Consider the following 16,190-nt stretch of genomic DNA (forward strand, 5'->3'; position numbering starts at 1 on the left):
GCATCGTGCTTTCCGAAAATCGATTCCGATTTTCGGGCCGATGCGTCAGTGAACGGCCGGGAAAGGTCCGACCTCAGCTCCCGGTCCTTTCGATCCGTTCGCGCTGCATCATTGCGGCGGTGAGCAGCTTCCGGAAGCGGGGATCGTCGCGGATGTTGTCGAGATCGGAATCATTGTCGAACCATTTGATATGGTAGACGGAGCTGTTCGGCAGCAGCTTCTCCAGCAGATCGATCGCCTGGTCGACGTCGCCGAGAACGGAATAGACGCAGGCGAGATTATACTGCGCGACGATGTCGTCGGGATCGATGGCGATCGCACGGGCCGCCCAGTCGCGTGCCCTTGCCGCATCGCCCATATGGGCGAGCGCCAGCGCGCCGCGATGGGCAGGGCCGGAATTTTCCGGGTTGAGGTTGAGGGCGCGTTCGGCGCGCAGCAGGCCGAGGCGCGCCCAGTTTTCTGTATCCAGCACCCGGCCGAGCGAGCGATAGGCGGACATCAGATGAATCGGCGAGACGTAGTCATCAGAGCGGATTGCGGCGGCGCGGGTGAAATATTGCACGGATTCGGCGAAGTTGCCGTGCATGAAGAAGAACCGGGCATAGTGGAAATTCGCCTCGAAGAGGTTCGGGTCGAGCGCCAGGGCACGTTCGAAGGCTGCCGCCGCCCTGTCGTCATAGCCACTCTGATGCAGGGCGAGACCATGGGAGGCGTGTGCTTCGGGAAGGTCAGGATCCAGCGCCAGGGCGCGGGCGCTCATCTCGAGGATGCGCCTCAGCGGCACGTCGTCAGGCGCCCAATCGCGGATCGCCGCGTCGCAATCGGCGATGCCGGCATAGGCGCGGGCATAATCCGGATCGAGCTCGACCGCCTTGCAGAACATGCGCCTCGCGAGCTGCAGATAGGATTTGGTCCAGGTGTGGGAGAGCTGGCGGCCCCTGAGATAATAGGTATAGGCCTCGACATTGGCGGTCGGCTCAGTCGCGATCGCCTTCTTCTCTTCCGGCAGCAGGCGCACCTTCAACTGGCCGACGATCGCATGGGTAATCTCGTCCTGGATGGCGAAGATATCGGTCATGTCGCGGTCGTAACGTTCGGCCCAGAGATGGTCGCCATTGGCGGTGTCGATCAGCTGACCGGAAATGCGCACGCGATTGCCGACGATGCGCACACTTCCCTCGAGCACGTAGCGCACGCCAAGCTCCTGAGCGAGCCGCTTCACCTTTACCGATATGCCCTTGTAGGTGAAAATGGTGTTGCGCGGCACGACGTGCAGGCTGGAGATCTTGGAGAGATCGGTGATGATGTCTTCGGTGATGCCGTCGGAGAAATAATCCTGGTCGGCATCGCCGCTCATATTGGTGAAGGGCAGCACGGCGATGAAGCAGGTATTGCGGTTCTGCGCCACCAATCTGGCGGAGGAAGGCGGCGCCAAGCTGACGGTATAGACCTGAACGGGCTGCCTGATGTTCTTCAGCATATGTTCGCCGATGAATTCGAAGCCGAGATTGAGGCGCGAACCGACCTGGTCGCGTACCGAGGCCGACACGGCGATGCCGCCCGGCGCTGCGATGCGCTCGAGCCTGGCGGCGAGATTGACCCCGTCTCCGAATATGTCACCGTTCTCGACCACGACATCGCCGAGATTGATGCCGATACGGAATTCGACGCGCTCGTCCTTGGGCACGTTCTCGTTACGGGCCGCCATGCTGCGCTGGATTTCGGCGGCGCAGGCGACCGCATTCACCACGCTCTGGAATTCGGCAAGGATGCCGTCGCCGGTGAGTTTGACGATCCGGCCCTTGTAATCCGAAATACGAATGTCGACCAGCTCGCAGCGATGGCGGTTCAGCGCCTGCAACGTGCCGGATTCATCGATGCCCATCAGTCGGCTGTAGCCGACGACGTCTGCAGCAAGAATAGCGCTCAGTCGTCGTTCCATGACCCCTCCCATGGATCTTCCTAGTTTAGTCTAGCTTTTTATAGAGTTTTTGTCGCGTAGAGTCGTCCCCCGAATAATAATTCGGGCGGTCTCGACGTTTTTAACGCGGCGGCGCGACCATATAACGTCGTCGATCTTCATCAATACTCTAAACGGGTGAAGGGTGGAGCCAATCCCTAATCCTTTGTGATGAAAAGACAATTCACATCGGAGAAAACGGAGTGTTCTGCTTGGGCCGACACTTTCTGAATCGACATCATAAAACCGATCGCCCACCGATTTAAGGCTTGAGCCGGACCCAGGACATAGCTTGGAAGACGAATCGCCAGGCTATCCAACGCGGTATGGAATGTGATTCGCTGCTGCTTGGGAGATTGCCGTGAGGCCAGCGAAGGGTATTGTGGCGACGGTTTCAAGCGCAACGAGGGTTGGAATGACAGGTTCGGCCCGGAATTTTCTGGAGTTTCATGACATTCCGGAGGCCGGGCTTCGGTCGATCATCGGTCGCGCCGGTGAGCTTGCCAAAGCCTGGAATGAGCGTGCGATGCCGCAGAGCCTTGCGGGCAAACGCGTCGCGCTGATTGTCGATGACGGCGGCTGGCGTAATACCACCGCCTTCGATCTCGGCATCCAGGCGATGGGCGGTATCTGCGCGCATGTGCCGATCGGCTTCAATGCCAGGGAGGAAACCGGCGATATCCAGGGTTATCTCGGCAACTGGTTCGACATGCTGGTGATCCGCACCAGGGAGCTCGCGACATTGAAGGCGGTGGCGGCAGCCTCGCCGGTGCCTGTCATCAATGCGCGGACACGCTCCAACCATCCCTGCGAGACGCTCGGCGACCTTGCCTATATCAAGAGCCGGCGCGGTTCGATCGACGGATTGAAGGTCGTTGGCGTGGCGGCGGACACAAATATCCTCCGCTCCTGGGCCGAAGCGTCGATCGCATTGCCGATCGAGGTGGTGCAGGTCTATCCCGAACGCTGGCACATCAGCGACGCCGCGTTGCTCAATGGACGCTTCCGCGTGAGCACCGATATGGGCGAGCTACCGAATGCCGACGTCGTCATTACCGATTCATGGCCGGGCGATGCCGCCTCGGACGCGCTCGCCGGCTACCGGATCGGGGCCGATGTGCTCGATCGTTTGCGGGAGGATGCGATCTTTCTGCCGTGCCCGCCGGTTACGCGCGGCCAGGAGGTGACGGCGGAGGCGATGGCGCATCCGCTCTGCCAAAGCCGCGTCGCCAAGGCCTTTCTGTTGCATGCGCAAAATGCGCTGATGGAGTGGGTCGCGACCTAGAGCGATTCAACTTTTAACGGAAGCGCAGAACCGCTCTATCCTTTTGTCTTTACGCAATTCCCGGCAAAAGCGCTTCGCGCTTTGCCTGGGAAAACCGCTACACACTTTTCCTGCCTCGTTGAGCGATGGCGTTGGATATGATTTTGCCATCTTGGCTCTTGCGTGCTGTGTTGAGAACATCCATCGGATGCGATGGCCCTTTCGGTGCGGCGTCGCAGCCAGGTCCGGACCTCGGTTTCAAGGCTGTCGCGACTGGCGATGCGGCGGTCAAGACATTGGCGGCACAGGACGCCGATCTCGATCTCGACCATATTGAGCCAATTGGCGTGCTTGGGCGTGTAGTGGAACTCCAGACGTCGCAAAATCCGGCGCTCCTCGGCGGCTGGGAAGGTCTGATAGACGGCGGAGGTCGTGTGGGTTGATAGGTTATCCATCACGACACGAACCTTGTCGGCGCCGGGATAGTCGACGTCGACAAGGCGCGCATGCAGATGGCCAAGTCCTCATTGGCGCGGCGGCACCGCCGTCTTCTGGAGCCCATCGGCAACATTCCACCAGCCGAAGCTGAAGAACGATACTACGTCATGCTGGACGCGCCAGCCATGGCCGCATAGCTTAAACCAAACGGTCTCCGGCAAACCCGGGCGGTTCCCCTTGAACGAGAGAACACACAATGCTTGGTTTCCTACGACGCAAAGCAGAGCCGGACCCATCACCCAAAATCCTGCGGGTTGCGTCGAAAAAGTTCAACGCCGCTGTGGGTGCTGCTATGGCGGCCATTCATGAGTTAGAGGAGATCACGACACGCGCAAAGTCTCGGATGAGCGATCAAAAGAGACCAATCGGGCAAGGAGACCTTGAGGAAGTCCTACGAATGCTGTCCGATGCAAAGCGGCGAATTGATAGTGAAATGGAAGATGAAATAGCAAAATCTGACGATCAGGGTGACACTGAATGGAACAAGGACGGATATGATCTACTTGTGGCTCCAACTTTTCGAATGGCCAACTCACCCCAGGAAATAATTGATCTTACGTTGAGAGCTTCAGACGGTGGCGCTAAGAGTGCCCGATTGGTGTATCAACTGGTAATTGCAGAGATGGATGTTGCTGTTGCGCGTTATTATGTGACGCTAAACACAGGCATCAAAACTGAATAGGAGCAAACCAGCACCTAGGTCGCGAAGTTGGGTCGCCTAGTAGGTAAAGTGCTCCCCGACCCCAAATGCCACTCAGCCCGCCCGCGTTCGCCCAGAGAATGGCTTCCTCCGTCGGCCCAATCCCGCTCCTTGAGCTCCCGGATGGCGATGGACGCCTTGTCGGCCAATGCAGTGAGTTTGTCGATCAGGGTATCTGCTCGATCGTTTGTCGGAGGGTGCGATCTCCCTGCCGTGCCCGCCGGTTCGGCGCGGCGAGGAGGTAACGGCGGGGGCGATGGAACATCCGCTCTGCCGAAGCCGTATCGCCAAGGCTTTTCTGCTGCATGCGCAGAATGCGCTGATGGAGTGGGTCGCTGCCTAGTCCGGCGCCCTTGCTCCTCTGGGCGCGCTCAGGCATTGTTGCGGCATGAGGAGAGTTTTCATCTTGCTGCTGGCGTTCTGGCCGGGCTTCGCGCTAGCCGATCAGGCCTTCTATCCGGCGAAGTCGGGCAATGCCGATGCGCCGGTGCTGACGGTTTATTCCTCGCTCGACGAGCCCCTGGCGCAGCCGATGATCCGGGGTTTCCTGGACGCCAATCCCGATATCGCAGTCAAATATGAGGACATGCTGACCGGCGACATCTACGACCGGATCGTCCGGGAGACGGATGACGGCAAGAAGACGGCGGATTTCGCCTTCTCCTCGGCGATGGACCTGCAGGTGAAGCTTTCCAACGACGGATATGCACAGGTCAGCAACCTGCCGATGAGTGCTGCATGGCCGAAATGGGCGAACTGGCGCAACACCGCCTATGCGCTCACCTTCGAGCCGGCGGTGTTCGTCTATCACAAGCCGAGCTTTGCGCATGAGCCGGTGCCGAGTTCGCGGGCTGAATTCGTCGACTATCTGAAGCGCAAGGGCAACGAGGTCTATGGGCGGATCGGCACCTACGACATCGAGCGTTCCGGCGTCGGCTTTCTTTTCATGGCGCGCGACCAGGAGCAGTTCGGCGATATCTGGTCGGTGATCGGGGCGATGGGGGCTGCCGGCGTCAAGCTTTATTCGACGAGTTCGGCGATCCTCGAACGCGTTGCCGACGGGCGCTTCGTGCTCGGCTACAATATTCTCGGCTCCTATGCGGCCGATTGGGCCTCGCGCTATCCCGATGTCGGCATCGTGCTGCCGAAGGATTATACCGTGGTGATGTCGCGGATCGGGCTGGTGCCGCAGGCCGCCGCCGAGCCGGAGCTTGGTCGGCGTTACCTCACCTTCTTCATGTCGAGGGAAGGGCAGACGATCATGGCGCGCGAGCTGCAGATCCCGGCCGTCAGCCCCGAGGTGGCAGGAGAGAATACCGCCAATACGCTGCAGGAACTGCTCGGCGCCCAACTGCGACCGGTGCCGGTCAGCCCCGGGCTAATGGTCTATCTCGACCAGGTGAAACGGGCGCGGCTGATTGCGCACTGGAATGAGGTTCTGCGGACGCAGTGAAGGCGTCAGCTTTCAGCCGGTTCACCCTCCTTGCAGAGCTTTGGATCGCTCCGCCTGTAGCTCTCGCCAGATGAGGCTCGCGGCCATACTTCGTGGCCGCTGGAAGTACTGGTCATCCGGCAGCGAACAACCGGGATTTAGATCCGCGCCTGCCAATTACGGCAAAAAAGTGTCGTCTCCTTCTGGATATCTCGCCGATGTCAGCTAAATGACAGGGTGTTGTGGTCGCTTTGGCTACTTCTTCTCCGTGGAGGCGGAGAGTTGAAGCCTTGGGAGGTTTTCCGCTCGTCATTCAGGACGCTTGCGTCCGCTGGCCGGCCATTCCTCCCGATTCCCTTGAGAATAACAGGCGGTTTGCTCAGCCGCCGACGGAGGACACATCGTGAAGCATACGTTCATCGCAACCCTTCTTGCAGCGACCATCGCGCTGCCGGCCTATGCGGCCGATTACACCATCATCGCGCCCGCCGCTCCCGGCGGCGGCTGGGACCAGACGGCCCGTTCGCTGCAGACCGCGCTGCAGCAGGAGAAGATCTCCGGCAACGTGCAGGTCCAGAACGTCCCGGGCGCCGGCGGCACCATCGGCCTTGCGCAGTTCAGCAGCCAGGCTGCCGGCAACCCGAATTCGCTGATCGTCGGCGGCTATGTCATGGTCGGCGCGATCCTCACCAACAAGTCGCCGGTGACGCTCAAGGATGTCACGCCGATCGCCCGCCTGACCGGCGAGTATGAGGCTGTCGTCGTTCCTGCCGCGTCCGAGATCAAGACCATGGCCGATCTGGTCGCGGCTCTGAAGAAGGATCCGGGTGCGGTTTCCTGGGGCGGCGGCTCTGCCGGCGGCACCGACCACATCGCCGTCGGCCTGATCGCCAAGGCTTCCGGCGTCGATCCGACGAAGATCAACTATGTCGCTTTCTCCGGCGGCGGTGAAGCGCTCGCCGCTATTCTCGGCGGCCAGGTCACGGCCGGCGTCTCGAGCTATAGCGAGTTCGAATCGCAGGTGAAGTCAGGCACGCTCCGTCTTCTCGCCGTATCCAGCGAAAAGCGTATCGACGGTGTCGATGCCCCGACACTGAAGGAAGCCGGCACCGACGTCATCATCCAGAACTGGCGCATGGTTGCTGCTGCCCCCGGCCTGTCGGCAGAGCAGGTGGCAGCCGTCACCGCCGATTTCGAGAAGCTGCACAGCTCCGCCACCTGGCAGGAAACGCTGAAGACCAAGGGCTGGGCCGACACCTATCTGTCCGGCGATGCCTTCAAGGCGCAGCTCGAAAAGGATGTCTCGGCCACTGAAGGCATTCTCAAAGACATCGGACTTGTTCAATGAGCGAGGATAACGCCTCCTCGGCAACCGAACGCCGCCCTGATTGGGCGGCGTTCATCATTGCCGTTTTCCTCTTCGCCATCGCCGGCGTGATGGCCTGGGATGCGTCGCATCTGAAAACGATTGCGCAGTACGACCGCATCGGTCCGGCGACAGTGCCTCAAGTGGTGGCGTTCGGCCTCTTCTGTCTCGGGATCTGGACCGCCTTCGAAGCCTGGCGCGGCGATTTTCCCGAACGTGACCGGCAGGAAGTCGCACCCGTCATCTGGATCGTTGCCGGTCTTGCCGGCCAGATGCTGCTTTTGCGCGTCGCCGGCTTCTCGATTGCGACAGGCGTGCTGTTTGCGCTGACGGCACGCGGCTTCGGCAAACGCAAGCTCTGGATCTCGCTGCCACTTGGCATCGTCTTCAGCTTCGTCGTCTGGGCGATCTTCTCGCAGCTGCTGCAGCTGACACTGCCGGCCGGCCCGCTCGAACATCTGTTCTTCTGACCGCGCGGGACGCGCTGTCAGCTCTTTTGATTTTGCGCGGCGCCCGGTTGCGAAACGCACGGCCGGAAATGCCGCTTGGGACACCAAGATGAGCACATTCGAATTCCTATGGCAGGGTATCCTGGTTGCGATGCAGCCGATGAACCTGATTTATGCGATGGTCGGCGTGACGCTCGGCACCGCCGTCGGCGTGCTTCCCGGCATCGGCCCGGCTCTCACCGTGGCGCTGCTGCTGCCCGTCACCTACAAGCTCGATCCGGGCGGCTCGCTGATCATGTTCGCCGGCATCTATTACGGCGGTATGTATGGCGGTTCGACGACCTCGATCCTGCTCAACACGCCAGGCGAAAGCGCCTCGATCGTCACCGCACTCGAGGGTAACAAGATGGCGCGCGCCGGACGCGGCGGACCGGCGCTGGCGACAGCGGCGATCGGCTCCTTCGTCGCCGGCCTGATCGCCACGCTCGGGCTTGCCTTCATCGCGCCTTACATCGTCAAGCTGGCGCTGATCTTCGGGCCGCGCGAGTATTTCGCGCTGATGGTGCTTGCCTTCGTCACCGTTTCATCGGCCTTCGGCGATTCGGCATTAAGGGGTCTGACCTCGCTGTTCATCGGCTTTGCGCTCGCCATGGTCGGCATCGATCAGCAGACCGGGCAGGCCAGGCTTTCCTTCGGCATTCCCGACCTGCTCGACGGTATCGAGGTGACGACGCTGGCCGTGGCGATGTTTGCGATCGGCGAGACGCTTTATATCGCGGCGCAGGGCAACCGGATCGCCGAGAAGGTCGAGGCGGTCAAGGGTTCGCTCTGGATGAACGCGGAGGACTGGTCACGCTCGTGGAAGCCGTGGCTGCGCGGCACGCTGATCGGTTTCCCGATCGGCGCGATGCCGGCGGGCGGCGCCGAAATCGGCACGTTCCTCTCCTATGCGACCGAAAAGCGGCTGGCGAAAAACCCGGAAGAGTTCGGCCATGGCGCGATTGAAGGGGTAGCCGGTCCCGAGGCGGCGAACAACGCATCTGCCGCCGGCACGCTGGTGCCGCTTCTGACGCTCGGCCTGCCGACGACGGCAACGGCGGCGATCATGCTTGCCGGCTTCCAGCAATACGGGCTGCAGCCGGGGCCGCTGCTGTTTGCCACCAATCCGCAGCTCGTCTGGGGGCTGATCGCCAGCCTGCTCATCGCCAATGCGATGCTCTTGGTGCTGAACCTGCCGATGATCGGGCTCTGGGTGCGGCTGCTGACCGTTCCGAAGCCGTGGCTCTATGCCGGCATTCTGCTGTTTGCGACGCTCGGGACGATCGGCGCCAATCCGTCAGTGTTCGAGCTCGGCATGCTGCTCGCCTTCGGTCTGCTCGGCTATGTGATGCGGCTCTTCGGCTATCCGATCGCGCCTGCCGTGGTCGGCCTGATCCTCGGGCCGCTTGCCGAACAGCAGCTGCGCCGGGCGCTGGCGATCAGCCAGGGCGACGTCACGACGCTGGTGATGTCGCCAATCGCGGCAGGCCTGCTTATCGTTGCAGCGGCCGCCTTCCTCATCCCGCTGATCCTGCGGTTGCGCGGCAGGGGACAGGTGCTCTCGCAGCTGGCGGCAAACGAAGACTAAAAGAAAAAGACGACCCACCCCCTCCCTCGAGGTCGGCCATGGAGACATGCGCCGGCCTCCTGTTTTTGCATGGCTGAGGTGATTTTCTGAGCATTGTGGAGGTCTATGCGCGATGCCATCTATGAATAGTCAATCATAGAGCAAGAGGAAAAGGACAATGTCCGCACTTCGCAATTCAGTCCGTACTGGCTTCTTTGGCCGCGCATTCGCCGTCCTTGGTGCAGCAAACGCCGTCAGCGCTGCTGTCGAAGCCGGCCGCCGCCCGCGTGCCAATGACCTCACCACACTCGGTATCGACCCAGCCTCCTTCGGTCAGGTCTCCCGCTAAGACCTTCAAGCCATGCATGAATGAATTAGCCCGCAACCGGATGGTCGCGGGCTTTATTTTTAGCTGCATGGGCGTGGCGCACTGCGGCTTCTTACATCGTCAGGCGCGAAGCTCCTCCTGCCGGGCGCCGTGATCCTCCACCCTTTCGCGTCTGTTGTGGCGGATGGACGACCAGAGGGACAGGCCGATCAAGGCCGCGCCGCCGAGCCCGGTGATAACCTCGGGGATATGCACCAGGGTCTGCGCATACATGATCACCGAGAGGATCAGGATGGCGTAGAAGGCGCCATGCTCGAGATAGCGGTATTCGGCAAGCGTTCCCTTCTCCACCAGCATGATCGTCATCGAGCGCACGTACATGGCGCCGATGCCGAGGCCGATCGCGATGACGAAGAGGTTCTGCGTCAGCGCGAAGGCGCCGATGACGCCGTCGAAGGAAAAGCTTGCATCCAGCACCTCCAGATAGATGAAGGCGCCTAGACCGCCCTTGGCGGCGGCACTCATCGTCTTTTGCGAGGCATCGAGCAGCCCGCCGACCACCTCGACCGCGAGGAAGGTGAGCAGGCCGTAGAGGGCGCAGTTGACGAAGACGGTCGCTTCCTCCCCGCCGATCAGCCAGGAGAAAACCAGCATCAGCGCCAGCACGACGGCGATTTCGATACCCTTGATGGCGGCCGAACGCGCCATCACCCTTTCCAGGCCGGGAAGCCAGTGGATTTCCTTCTTGTAGTCAAAGAAGTAGTTGAGGCCGACCATCATCAGGAAAGTGCCGCCGAAGGCTGCGATCGGCAGATGCGCGTCGTTCATGATACGGGCATATTCGGCCGGCTCGCGTGCGGCAAGCACCAGAGCATCCCAAGGGCCGATCTGTGCCGCGATCGCGACGATTGCCAGCGGGAAGACGATGCGCATGCCGAAGACGGCGATGATGATGCCCCAGGTAAGGAAGCGCTGCTGCCAGACCGGCGTCATCTCCTTCAGCTTGTTGGCGTTGACGATGGCATTATCGAAGGAGAGCGAGATCTCCAGCACCGCAAGCACCGTGCAGATGAAGAAGACGGTCGCCATGCCGCCGATCGTACCGGTCGTCTGCCAGCCGAGCACCGCGCCGAGAACGAGGCCGAGGGCAGTGACGATGAAAGCCCAGCGGAAATAGCTGAGCGAGGATTGGGTCACGGGTTGATTCATGGCCGCACCTCGCGGCCGCAAATCGTGTTGAAGAGGGTCGATTTAGTGGAAAAACGCGGCACGCCACAACGGGCACGCGGGTCAGGCATGGTGAGCTTGTTCATCGATGAAAAATCCGCCGGCTAAGCTGCAGGCGGTACCGACATCACGAGAGCGCCGTAAAACTCTCGCCAGAGGGGCCCGGCACCAAAGTTCCCCGTCAGCCGATGTCTGGAAGGCTGCGGGATAGGCACTAGGTAATGAACTTCGCGGGCCAGTCAAGGTCGGTCGTCACACTGCGATTGGGTGATTTTTTTGGAACCATCCTGATGCCCGCCCGTTAGGCCCTGGTTGAGCTTAAAAAAGGAGGCCGATGATGCACACTTCGACCCATCTTCCCGATAAACGCACGGAGGCGTCCGACCGCATGAAGCGGGCGAAGCCGAACCGCATGCAGAAGGCGCAGGTGCTGCCGCCGCATCATGTCGACCTGACGCTGACGCCCGGCGTCTACCACGACATTCACGTCCCGGCCCATGTTACCGGCGCCGATCTTTCCAAGGGTGGCCCCGACATCAAGGGCAATGCAGAGACCAAGAAATAACGGGCATTCCGGAAGTCTCCGGCGCTGACGGTAGATTTGAAACAGGGTGAAAAACATATGACGATCAACTTTGTGCCCCGCGAGATCTTCATCCGGCACGAAAATGAATGGCAGGCCATACGCGAGGCGGCGGACGAGCGCGTCGATATCGGCAAACGCCAGAAGCCGCTCTTCGCCATCGGCGGCACGGCTTCGGTTGGGAAAAGCGATCCTTCGGCAACACGCGCTGAATGACCGACAGACAATGACGCCGACAACACTAGCGCCCGGCATGGTACCGGGCGCTCTGTTTTTCTATTTGTGTTCATCGCGATCGACACGCTGTCCGGAATTAAAGCCGAATCGTTGTTCGAGTTTACCGAAGGCGAAGAGTACGCAGATGGCGACGATCGTCGTGAAGAAAGCAATCGGCCAATAGCCGAAGCCCATGGCGAGGCCGATGGCGCCGGAGAGCCACATGCCGGCGCCCGTAGTCAGCCCGTGCACCCGACCTCTTGCAAAGACGATCATGCCGGCGGCAAGAAAGGCGACGCCGGCGGTCACGGCCTCGATGACACGTAGCGGATCGATGCGCACCTGCTCGTCATCGGTAAAACCCGGCATGTGCACTGCCTCGATCGAGATGATGGCGAAGAGGGCAGCGGCAAGACTGATCAGAATATGGGTGCGGAAGCCTGCCGGGCGGTCGCGGGCCTCACGCTCGAAGCCGATCAGCCCGCCGAAGACGATGGCGCCGAAGAGGCGGGCGAAAATGACGGGATAGTGGATACGCGACTCCGGTATTATGTCGGCGATAATAAGATCCATGGATTTTTCCCCCAGAAAGATGGAATTTTTCGCTGGCTAACGTCTGAGCGCGGAATTTGTTCAGCTTTTTCCCCGCTGCGTTTCGGTAGTGCCGTTAGCCTTTCCGGTGCGCGCCGGCGTGTTCATGTCATTTTAGGGAAAGTTTGGCGAACCAGGCATCATCCTGTCGCCGCGCCAACCTTTCGGAAAGGATTGGGCAGCGATAATCCCGGCCTCACGGGAATCGGACAGATGGCCAAGACAGCGACACGCGGCCGCCGCAAGGCGCCGGCGAGAGGAAAGAGCAAAGCGCGCAGCAGCGGTGGCGGATTGCTGCCCTGGGCGGTGATCGGCATTGCCGCGATCGGCGGCATCGTCGCCCACGACCATTGGAAGAGCATCCAGCCGATGCTTGCAAGACCATCGACGCCGATCACACGGGACACGGCGGAGCCGAGGCCTGTCGTCAGGAAGGACGCGCCGCCGAAGCAGGTAGCGCTTGCCGCACCCACGCCGAAAGTCGCAGTACCGCAGCCGCTGCCGCCGGCCGCGATCCCGACGCCGATGATCCAGCCGATAAAGGCAGTGCAGCCGCCGGCTTCCGATGCCGTTTCGCAAACCGGGACAGTCGCCTTCGGCTATTGCGGGCAGGGCGCCCATATCAATTGTGTCGGCGACGGTGGCGTCTTCTGGTACAAGGGCGAGAAGATCGTGATTGCCGACATGGCAAGCCCGGTGGTCGACCAGGCGCGCTGTGACGGCGAGCGCCGGGTGGCCTTTGCCGCCAAGTCGCGGCTGCTGGCGCTTCTGAACGCCGGACCCTTCACCATGAATGCGGCGGGTAAGGCCGAGCCCTCTGGCGCGCCGCGCGTCGTCTCGCGCGACGGGCGCTCTTTCGGCGCGCAACTGATCAATGAGGGCCTGGCACGCAAGCCAGGGGCCGCCGGCAGTGCCTGGTGCGCTTGAGGGCGGCTACTTACCCTTGTTCACCAGCTTGCCGCCAGTGCGGAAGCTGCCGGTGAAGGAGGAGTCCTTGCTTTCGGCGGTGCATTCGACCGCGATCGGCTTGCCGGCATAGGGATTGCCGAAAGTGCAGAAGCCGGCGACCTTGACCTCTCCGGTCATCTTGTTGCCGACACCCGTGGTGACGAGGCTGAGCGGCAGGCGGGCATTGCCATTGGAGGCAGGCTTGATGCCGCTGCCGTCGCCCTGGAAGCCCAGCGCCTTGCCATCCGAGGTGAAGATGAAGGTCACCACGCCATTGGCCAGCGTGACGCTGGCAAGCTCGTTCTTGCAGCCCTTGGTGGCGTCGAATTTGGCGACGACCAGCTTGGCGCATTTGCCGGAAAGCGTAATGACGCCGGGCGCACCAGGAAAGGTCTCTAAGGGCGCGGCCGGCGCGGCAGAGGCCGGCAAGGCGAGGACGGCGGAAAAAAGGGCGGCAGCGGCAAGCGCGTATAACTTCATTTCGATCTCAAACCCCATGTCGTGGCCCCATGTCGTAGCGAGGCGAATCACTACCTCACCCTCGGTTCGCCATGGCATGGCTCTGTGTCCGAATTTGGCGCCGTTATTGCTGAGGCGCAAAAATTTTGTCGGCCACCGGGCTCGCTCGGCGATCGGCGGCAGATGAATGAAAAGTTAGTTGAGCTTGCTGGTTACAAGATCCAGCAACGACATAGGCTGCCGGACATCGGCAACGAACCGATGTGAAACGACAGTGGCAAGGCACTCATCGAGTGTGCCGTCTTGGACGCACGTCCGGTCAAGGGGAATGGGCCCAGGCAGGGAAGTCCAGGCCCATTCTTTCCCGATCGGAGGTCAGTCAGATCAGGAATTTGTAGCTGCCGGTCCAGAGCATAATGCCGAAAAGTGTGAACGGTTTTCGGATGACATCCTGTTCTAGCCGGCAGCCTTTTATCAGAACGCGCGCTGCAGGCGGAAGAAGCCCGAGGTAACGTCGCTAGCATTGTCCGGATCGAGGTACTGAACCGAAATCTTGGTGGAGAGGTTGTCGACGATCTGGTAATCAACCGTCAGACCGACCTTCCAGGCATCATTGTCGTCGTTGAACTCGCCAGCAGTGATGCCGTAGTTGTTGTAGTACTGAACAGCCGGGGTGATCTTCAGCTTGTCGGTCGCCTTGATGGCGTATTCAGCAGCGATCGCCCACTCAGCCTTGTTGTAATAGGCGTTCGGGTTGCTCGCGTAGACAACTGCGAGGCCGAGCGTGCCCGGACCGACAGCAACCGTACCCATAGCGCGGACGGCGCCTTCTTCGTTGTCGGTGTCGTAACCGGCAGTGATCTGGTAGCTGAATGCACCAGCCTTGCCGCCGAGACCGACTGCAACGCCAACGTTGTTGGCGGTTTCGCCGTCATAGAACGGGCTGTCTTCCAGCTCATCAACGCTGATGCCAGCGTAGAAAGCGTCGGTTTCGTACTGATAACGGATGGAGTTATGCAGCGTTACCGGAGAACCGATATCGTCCGTTTCGCCGGAGAGACCATCGTCCCACCAGCTGTAGAACAGACCAGCGCGGAAGCCGGCGATGTCGATGTAGGCGGAGTCGAGAATGGCCTTCTGAGCCGAAGCGTTGTCAGCATTGAACTGCATGACGATAACGCCGGTCAGCGGACCATATTCGGTGTCGCTCTTGGCCGTGAACTGAACCTGACCACGCGTACGGGCGTCCCAGTCCGAGTCGTTAGCGACAGAACCACCGCCGCCGGCGCCGATCGAGCTGGCGTTCGGAGCAACGTCAACCTGGAAACGGATGTAACCGTTGATCTTGAGGCAGGTTTCGGTGCCCGGGATGTAGAAGTAGCCGGTGCCGTAGGCGTCGCAGACGCGAACGTATTCAACCGGTTCCGGCTCGGCAGCAACGATAGCGTCAGCAGCCTGAGCGCCGGATACTGCTGCAAGTGCTGCAGCGGAGCCGAGAAGAAGGCTCTTAATGTTCATGGAATAACCTCCAGTTCAGATGCAGAAGGATGAAGACCGTTGCCATCGGCAGTCCCTACGTATCTTCAACCCGTGTGAGCGAAGCGGCGCCTTTTGACCCGGTGCCTGCCTCGCCGCGGTAGTTACACAGCGGCATGTTGCGTCGCAATAACGATGTCGATCATGACAGCAGGGCGGGGCTGCTATGTTGCTGAAATAACACGCGTTTTGTCACAAACCCGTCATCTGTCCGTCACAAAACCGCGCTTCCGGATAGGTGAGCAACGAGGGGGTGAGTGTTCAGCAACGGTATGCAATTGATGCTCGAATGAGCGTGTCCTCATATCTGGACACGCCGTAACAGCCATCGGCGCGAGTCGGAGGAAGGCTAGGCGACCGCCAGGGTCTGCCGGGGCCTGCCGATCTTGGCGACAGGTTCTAACGGGCAGTAATCGGTGGCTGACGATACGTCGCCTCGACGAGAAGCGACGAAAATCTGGCACGCACTTTTGCTGGAATTGCTCTATTTGCCTTTTCACCAGCTTGCCGGCGGCCTCTCGGGCGTCGAACGGGAAGAGCAAGCGTCTCGCTAGGGATTTTTGAAGTCGTCCCAGAGGATCGCTACCCCAGCCGCGAGGATCGTGATCGGGATCAGCCAAAGCTTGATGCTGATGGGTTCGACGACATGAAACTGCATATAACTGAAACCGAGGAGACCAGCCCCAACCAGGGCGAGGCCGAGGATTAAGGATATCGCTTTCCGTGTCCGCGTCCTTTGCGTCATACGTCCCCCGTGTGGGGCCATCCCACAGCCATTGAAACCCCGGCCCGGATCATGGTCGCGGACCAATCACGTGCAAGCCCTCGCTCCGCAAAGTGTTGGATCTGACGCGCGTGCCAGGCTCAGGAATCAGAAAATCCCCAAGGCGGGGATTTATCAACGATGTCAGGGAGATCGGATGGTGGGCGTGACAGGGATTGAACCTGTGACCCCTACGATGTCAACGTAGTGCTCTCCCGCTGAGCTACACGCCCATCCGATGGCGGCGCATAGATCACAAAACCT

The 16,190-nt window shown here is 60.8% G+C and carries 16 protein-coding genes, 1 tRNA gene and 2 pseudogenes; 11 read left to right on the forward strand and 8 right to left on the reverse strand.

The genetic code is table 11. The features are described 5' to 3' along the window. Positions 1–73: 73 nt before the first annotated feature. Positions 74–1,942: an adenylate/guanylate cyclase domain-containing protein gene (locus tag FFM53_RS16640; protein WP_138390564.1), complete on the reverse strand. Its 1,869-nt coding sequence runs from the start codon at positions 1,940–1,942 to the stop codon at positions 74–76. Positions 1,943–2,375: 433 nt separating this feature from the next. On the opposite strand from FFM53_RS16640, the gene FFM53_RS16645 reads away from it, so the two are divergent. After that, positions 2,376–3,245, forward strand: coding sequence for an ornithine carbamoyltransferase (locus tag FFM53_RS16645; RefSeq protein ID WP_138390563.1), 870 nt, complete (start codon positions 2,376–2,378; stop codon positions 3,243–3,245). Positions 3,246–3,368: 123 nt separating this feature from the next. Here FFM53_RS16645 and FFM53_RS16650 read toward each other — a convergent pair. Further along, positions 3,369–3,762 (reverse strand): annotated as a pseudogene (locus FFM53_RS16650) (transposase); the annotation flags it as partial. A 156-nt stretch (positions 3,763–3,918) separates the two neighbouring features. Here FFM53_RS16650 and FFM53_RS16655 point away from each other — a divergent pair. The 7 genes and pseudogenes from FFM53_RS16655 to FFM53_RS16680 all read left to right on the forward strand — a co-directional run bounded on the left by FFM53_RS16655 (position 3,919) and on the right by FFM53_RS16680 (position 9,624). Next, positions 3,919–4,404 carry a hypothetical protein gene (locus FFM53_RS16655; protein ID WP_138390562.1) on the forward strand — a complete coding sequence of 162 codons (486 nt, stop codon included), beginning with the start codon at positions 3,919–3,921 and terminating at the stop codon, positions 4,402–4,404. 193 nt (positions 4,405–4,597) lie between these two features. After that, positions 4,598–4,765, forward strand: a pseudogene (locus FFM53_RS36360) (ornithine carbamoyltransferase); the annotation flags it as partial. Between the two features lie 63 nt (positions 4,766–4,828). Beyond that, positions 4,829–5,875 carry an ABC transporter substrate-binding protein gene (locus tag FFM53_RS16660; protein WP_029871889.1) on the forward strand — a complete coding sequence of 349 codons (1,047 nt, stop codon included), beginning with the start codon at positions 4,829–4,831 and terminating at the stop codon, positions 5,873–5,875. A gap of 382 nt (positions 5,876–6,257) precedes the next feature. After that, positions 6,258–7,202, forward strand: coding sequence for a Bug family tripartite tricarboxylate transporter substrate binding protein (locus tag FFM53_RS16665; RefSeq protein WP_011653512.1), 945 nt, complete (start codon positions 6,258–6,260; stop codon positions 7,200–7,202). Then, on the forward strand, positions 7,199–7,690 hold the full coding sequence (locus FFM53_RS16670) for a tripartite tricarboxylate transporter TctB family protein (RefSeq protein ID WP_138333351.1): 492 nt from the start codon (positions 7,199–7,201) through the stop codon (positions 7,688–7,690). Before FFM53_RS16665 ends, FFM53_RS16670 begins: the two co-directional genes overlap by 4 nt. Positions 7,691–7,778: 88 nt before the next feature. Then, on the forward strand, positions 7,779–9,296 hold the full coding sequence (locus FFM53_RS16675) for a tripartite tricarboxylate transporter permease (RefSeq protein ID WP_138390561.1): 1,518 nt from the start codon (positions 7,779–7,781) through the stop codon (positions 9,294–9,296). A gap of 157 nt (positions 9,297–9,453) precedes the next feature. Continuing rightward, positions 9,454–9,624: a hypothetical protein gene (locus FFM53_RS16680; RefSeq protein ID WP_003542890.1), complete on the forward strand. Its 171-nt coding sequence runs from the start codon at positions 9,454–9,456 to the stop codon at positions 9,622–9,624. Between the two features lie 99 nt (positions 9,625–9,723). Here FFM53_RS16680 and FFM53_RS16685 read toward each other — a convergent pair whose 3' ends face one another. Then, positions 9,724–10,812: a DUF475 domain-containing protein gene (locus FFM53_RS16685; protein WP_138333352.1), complete on the reverse strand. Its 1,089-nt coding sequence runs from the start codon at positions 10,810–10,812 to the stop codon at positions 9,724–9,726. 352 nt (positions 10,813–11,164) lie between these two features. Between FFM53_RS16685 and FFM53_RS16690 the strand changes: the two genes are divergently transcribed. After that, positions 11,165–11,395 carry a hypothetical protein gene (locus FFM53_RS16690; protein WP_011653508.1) on the forward strand — a complete coding sequence of 77 codons (231 nt, stop codon included), beginning with the start codon at positions 11,165–11,167 and terminating at the stop codon, positions 11,393–11,395. Positions 11,396–11,452: 57 nt separating this feature from the next. Continuing rightward, positions 11,453–11,629: a hypothetical protein gene (locus FFM53_RS16695; protein WP_171600653.1), complete on the forward strand. Its 177-nt coding sequence runs from the start codon at positions 11,453–11,455 to the stop codon at positions 11,627–11,629. Between the two features lie 60 nt (positions 11,630–11,689). On the opposite strand, the gene FFM53_RS16700 is transcribed toward FFM53_RS16695, so the two are convergent. Beyond that, positions 11,690–12,202 carry an MgtC/SapB family protein gene (locus FFM53_RS16700; RefSeq protein ID WP_029871893.1) on the reverse strand — a complete coding sequence of 171 codons (513 nt, stop codon included), beginning with the start codon at positions 12,200–12,202 and terminating at the stop codon, positions 11,690–11,692. A 231-nt stretch (positions 12,203–12,433) separates the two neighbouring features. On the opposite strand from FFM53_RS16700, the gene FFM53_RS16705 reads away from it, so the two are divergent. Further along, entirely contained in the window at positions 12,434–13,147 is a 714-nt protein-coding gene (locus tag FFM53_RS16705; RefSeq protein ID WP_138333353.1) for a hypothetical protein, read from the forward strand. A gap of 6 nt (positions 13,148–13,153) precedes the next feature. On the opposite strand, the gene FFM53_RS16710 is transcribed toward FFM53_RS16705, so the two are convergent. The 4 genes from FFM53_RS16710 to FFM53_RS16720 form a co-directional block, all read right to left on the reverse strand. Beyond that, positions 13,154–13,666: a hypothetical protein gene (locus FFM53_RS16710; RefSeq protein ID WP_138390642.1), complete on the reverse strand. Its 513-nt coding sequence runs from the start codon at positions 13,664–13,666 to the stop codon at positions 13,154–13,156. A 435-nt stretch (positions 13,667–14,101) separates the two neighbouring features. After that, positions 14,102–15,145: a porin gene (locus FFM53_RS16715; protein WP_138333354.1), complete on the reverse strand. Its 1,044-nt coding sequence runs from the start codon at positions 15,143–15,145 to the stop codon at positions 14,102–14,104. A gap of 568 nt (positions 15,146–15,713) precedes the next feature. After that, entirely contained in the window at positions 15,714–15,908 is a 195-nt protein-coding gene (locus tag FFM53_RS36925) for a hypothetical protein (RefSeq protein ID WP_138390560.1), read from the reverse strand. Positions 15,909–16,084: 176 nt separating this feature from the next. Beyond that, a tRNA-Val gene (locus FFM53_RS16720) sits at positions 16,085–16,159 on the reverse strand. Positions 16,160–16,190 lie beyond the last annotated feature (31 nt).

The organism is Rhizobium indicum (assembly GCF_005862305.2).
GTDB classification, from domain to species: Bacteria; Pseudomonadota; Alphaproteobacteria; order Rhizobiales; family Rhizobiaceae; genus Rhizobium; species Rhizobium indicum.

Bases quoted from the DNA above. Each gene is read 5' to 3' on its own strand.
- FFM53_RS16710 (WP_138390642.1), bottom strand. From the start codon at position 13,666: ATGGGGTTTGAGATCGAAATGAAGTTATACGCGCTTGCCGCTGCCGCC.
- FFM53_RS16715 (WP_138333354.1), bottom strand. From the start codon at position 15,145: ATGAACATTAAGAGCCTTCTTCTCGGCTCCGCTGCAGCACTTGCAGCA.
- FFM53_RS16670 (WP_138333351.1), top strand. From the start codon at position 7,199: ATGAGCGAGGATAACGCCTCCTCGGCAACCGAACGCCGCCCTGATTGG.
- FFM53_RS16705 (WP_138333353.1), top strand. From the start codon at position 12,434: ATGGCCAAGACAGCGACACGCGGCCGCCGCAAGGCGCCGGCGAGAGGA.
- FFM53_RS16680 (WP_003542890.1), top strand. From the start codon at position 9,454: ATGTCCGCACTTCGCAATTCAGTCCGTACTGGCTTCTTTGGCCGCGCA.
- FFM53_RS16685 (WP_138333352.1), bottom strand. From the start codon at position 10,812: ATGAATCAACCCGTGACCCAATCCTCGCTCAGCTATTTCCGCTGGGCT.
- FFM53_RS16655 (WP_138390562.1), top strand. From the start codon at position 3,919: ATGCTTGGTTTCCTACGACGCAAAGCAGAGCCGGACCCATCACCCAAA.
- FFM53_RS16695 (WP_171600653.1), top strand. From the start codon at position 11,453: ATGACGATCAACTTTGTGCCCCGCGAGATCTTCATCCGGCACGAAAAT.
- FFM53_RS36925 (WP_138390560.1), bottom strand. From the start codon at position 15,908: ATGACGCAAAGGACGCGGACACGGAAAGCGATATCCTTAATCCTCGGC.
- FFM53_RS16700 (WP_029871893.1), bottom strand. From the start codon at position 12,202: ATGGATCTTATTATCGCCGACATAATACCGGAGTCGCGTATCCACTAT.
- FFM53_RS16640 (WP_138390564.1), bottom strand. From the start codon at position 1,942: ATGGAACGACGACTGAGCGCTATTCTTGCTGCAGACGTCGTCGGCTAC.
- FFM53_RS16675 (WP_138390561.1), top strand. From the start codon at position 7,779: ATGAGCACATTCGAATTCCTATGGCAGGGTATCCTGGTTGCGATGCAG.
- FFM53_RS16645 (WP_138390563.1), top strand. From the start codon at position 2,376: ATGACAGGTTCGGCCCGGAATTTTCTGGAGTTTCATGACATTCCGGAG.
- FFM53_RS16690 (WP_011653508.1), top strand. From the start codon at position 11,165: ATGATGCACACTTCGACCCATCTTCCCGATAAACGCACGGAGGCGTCC.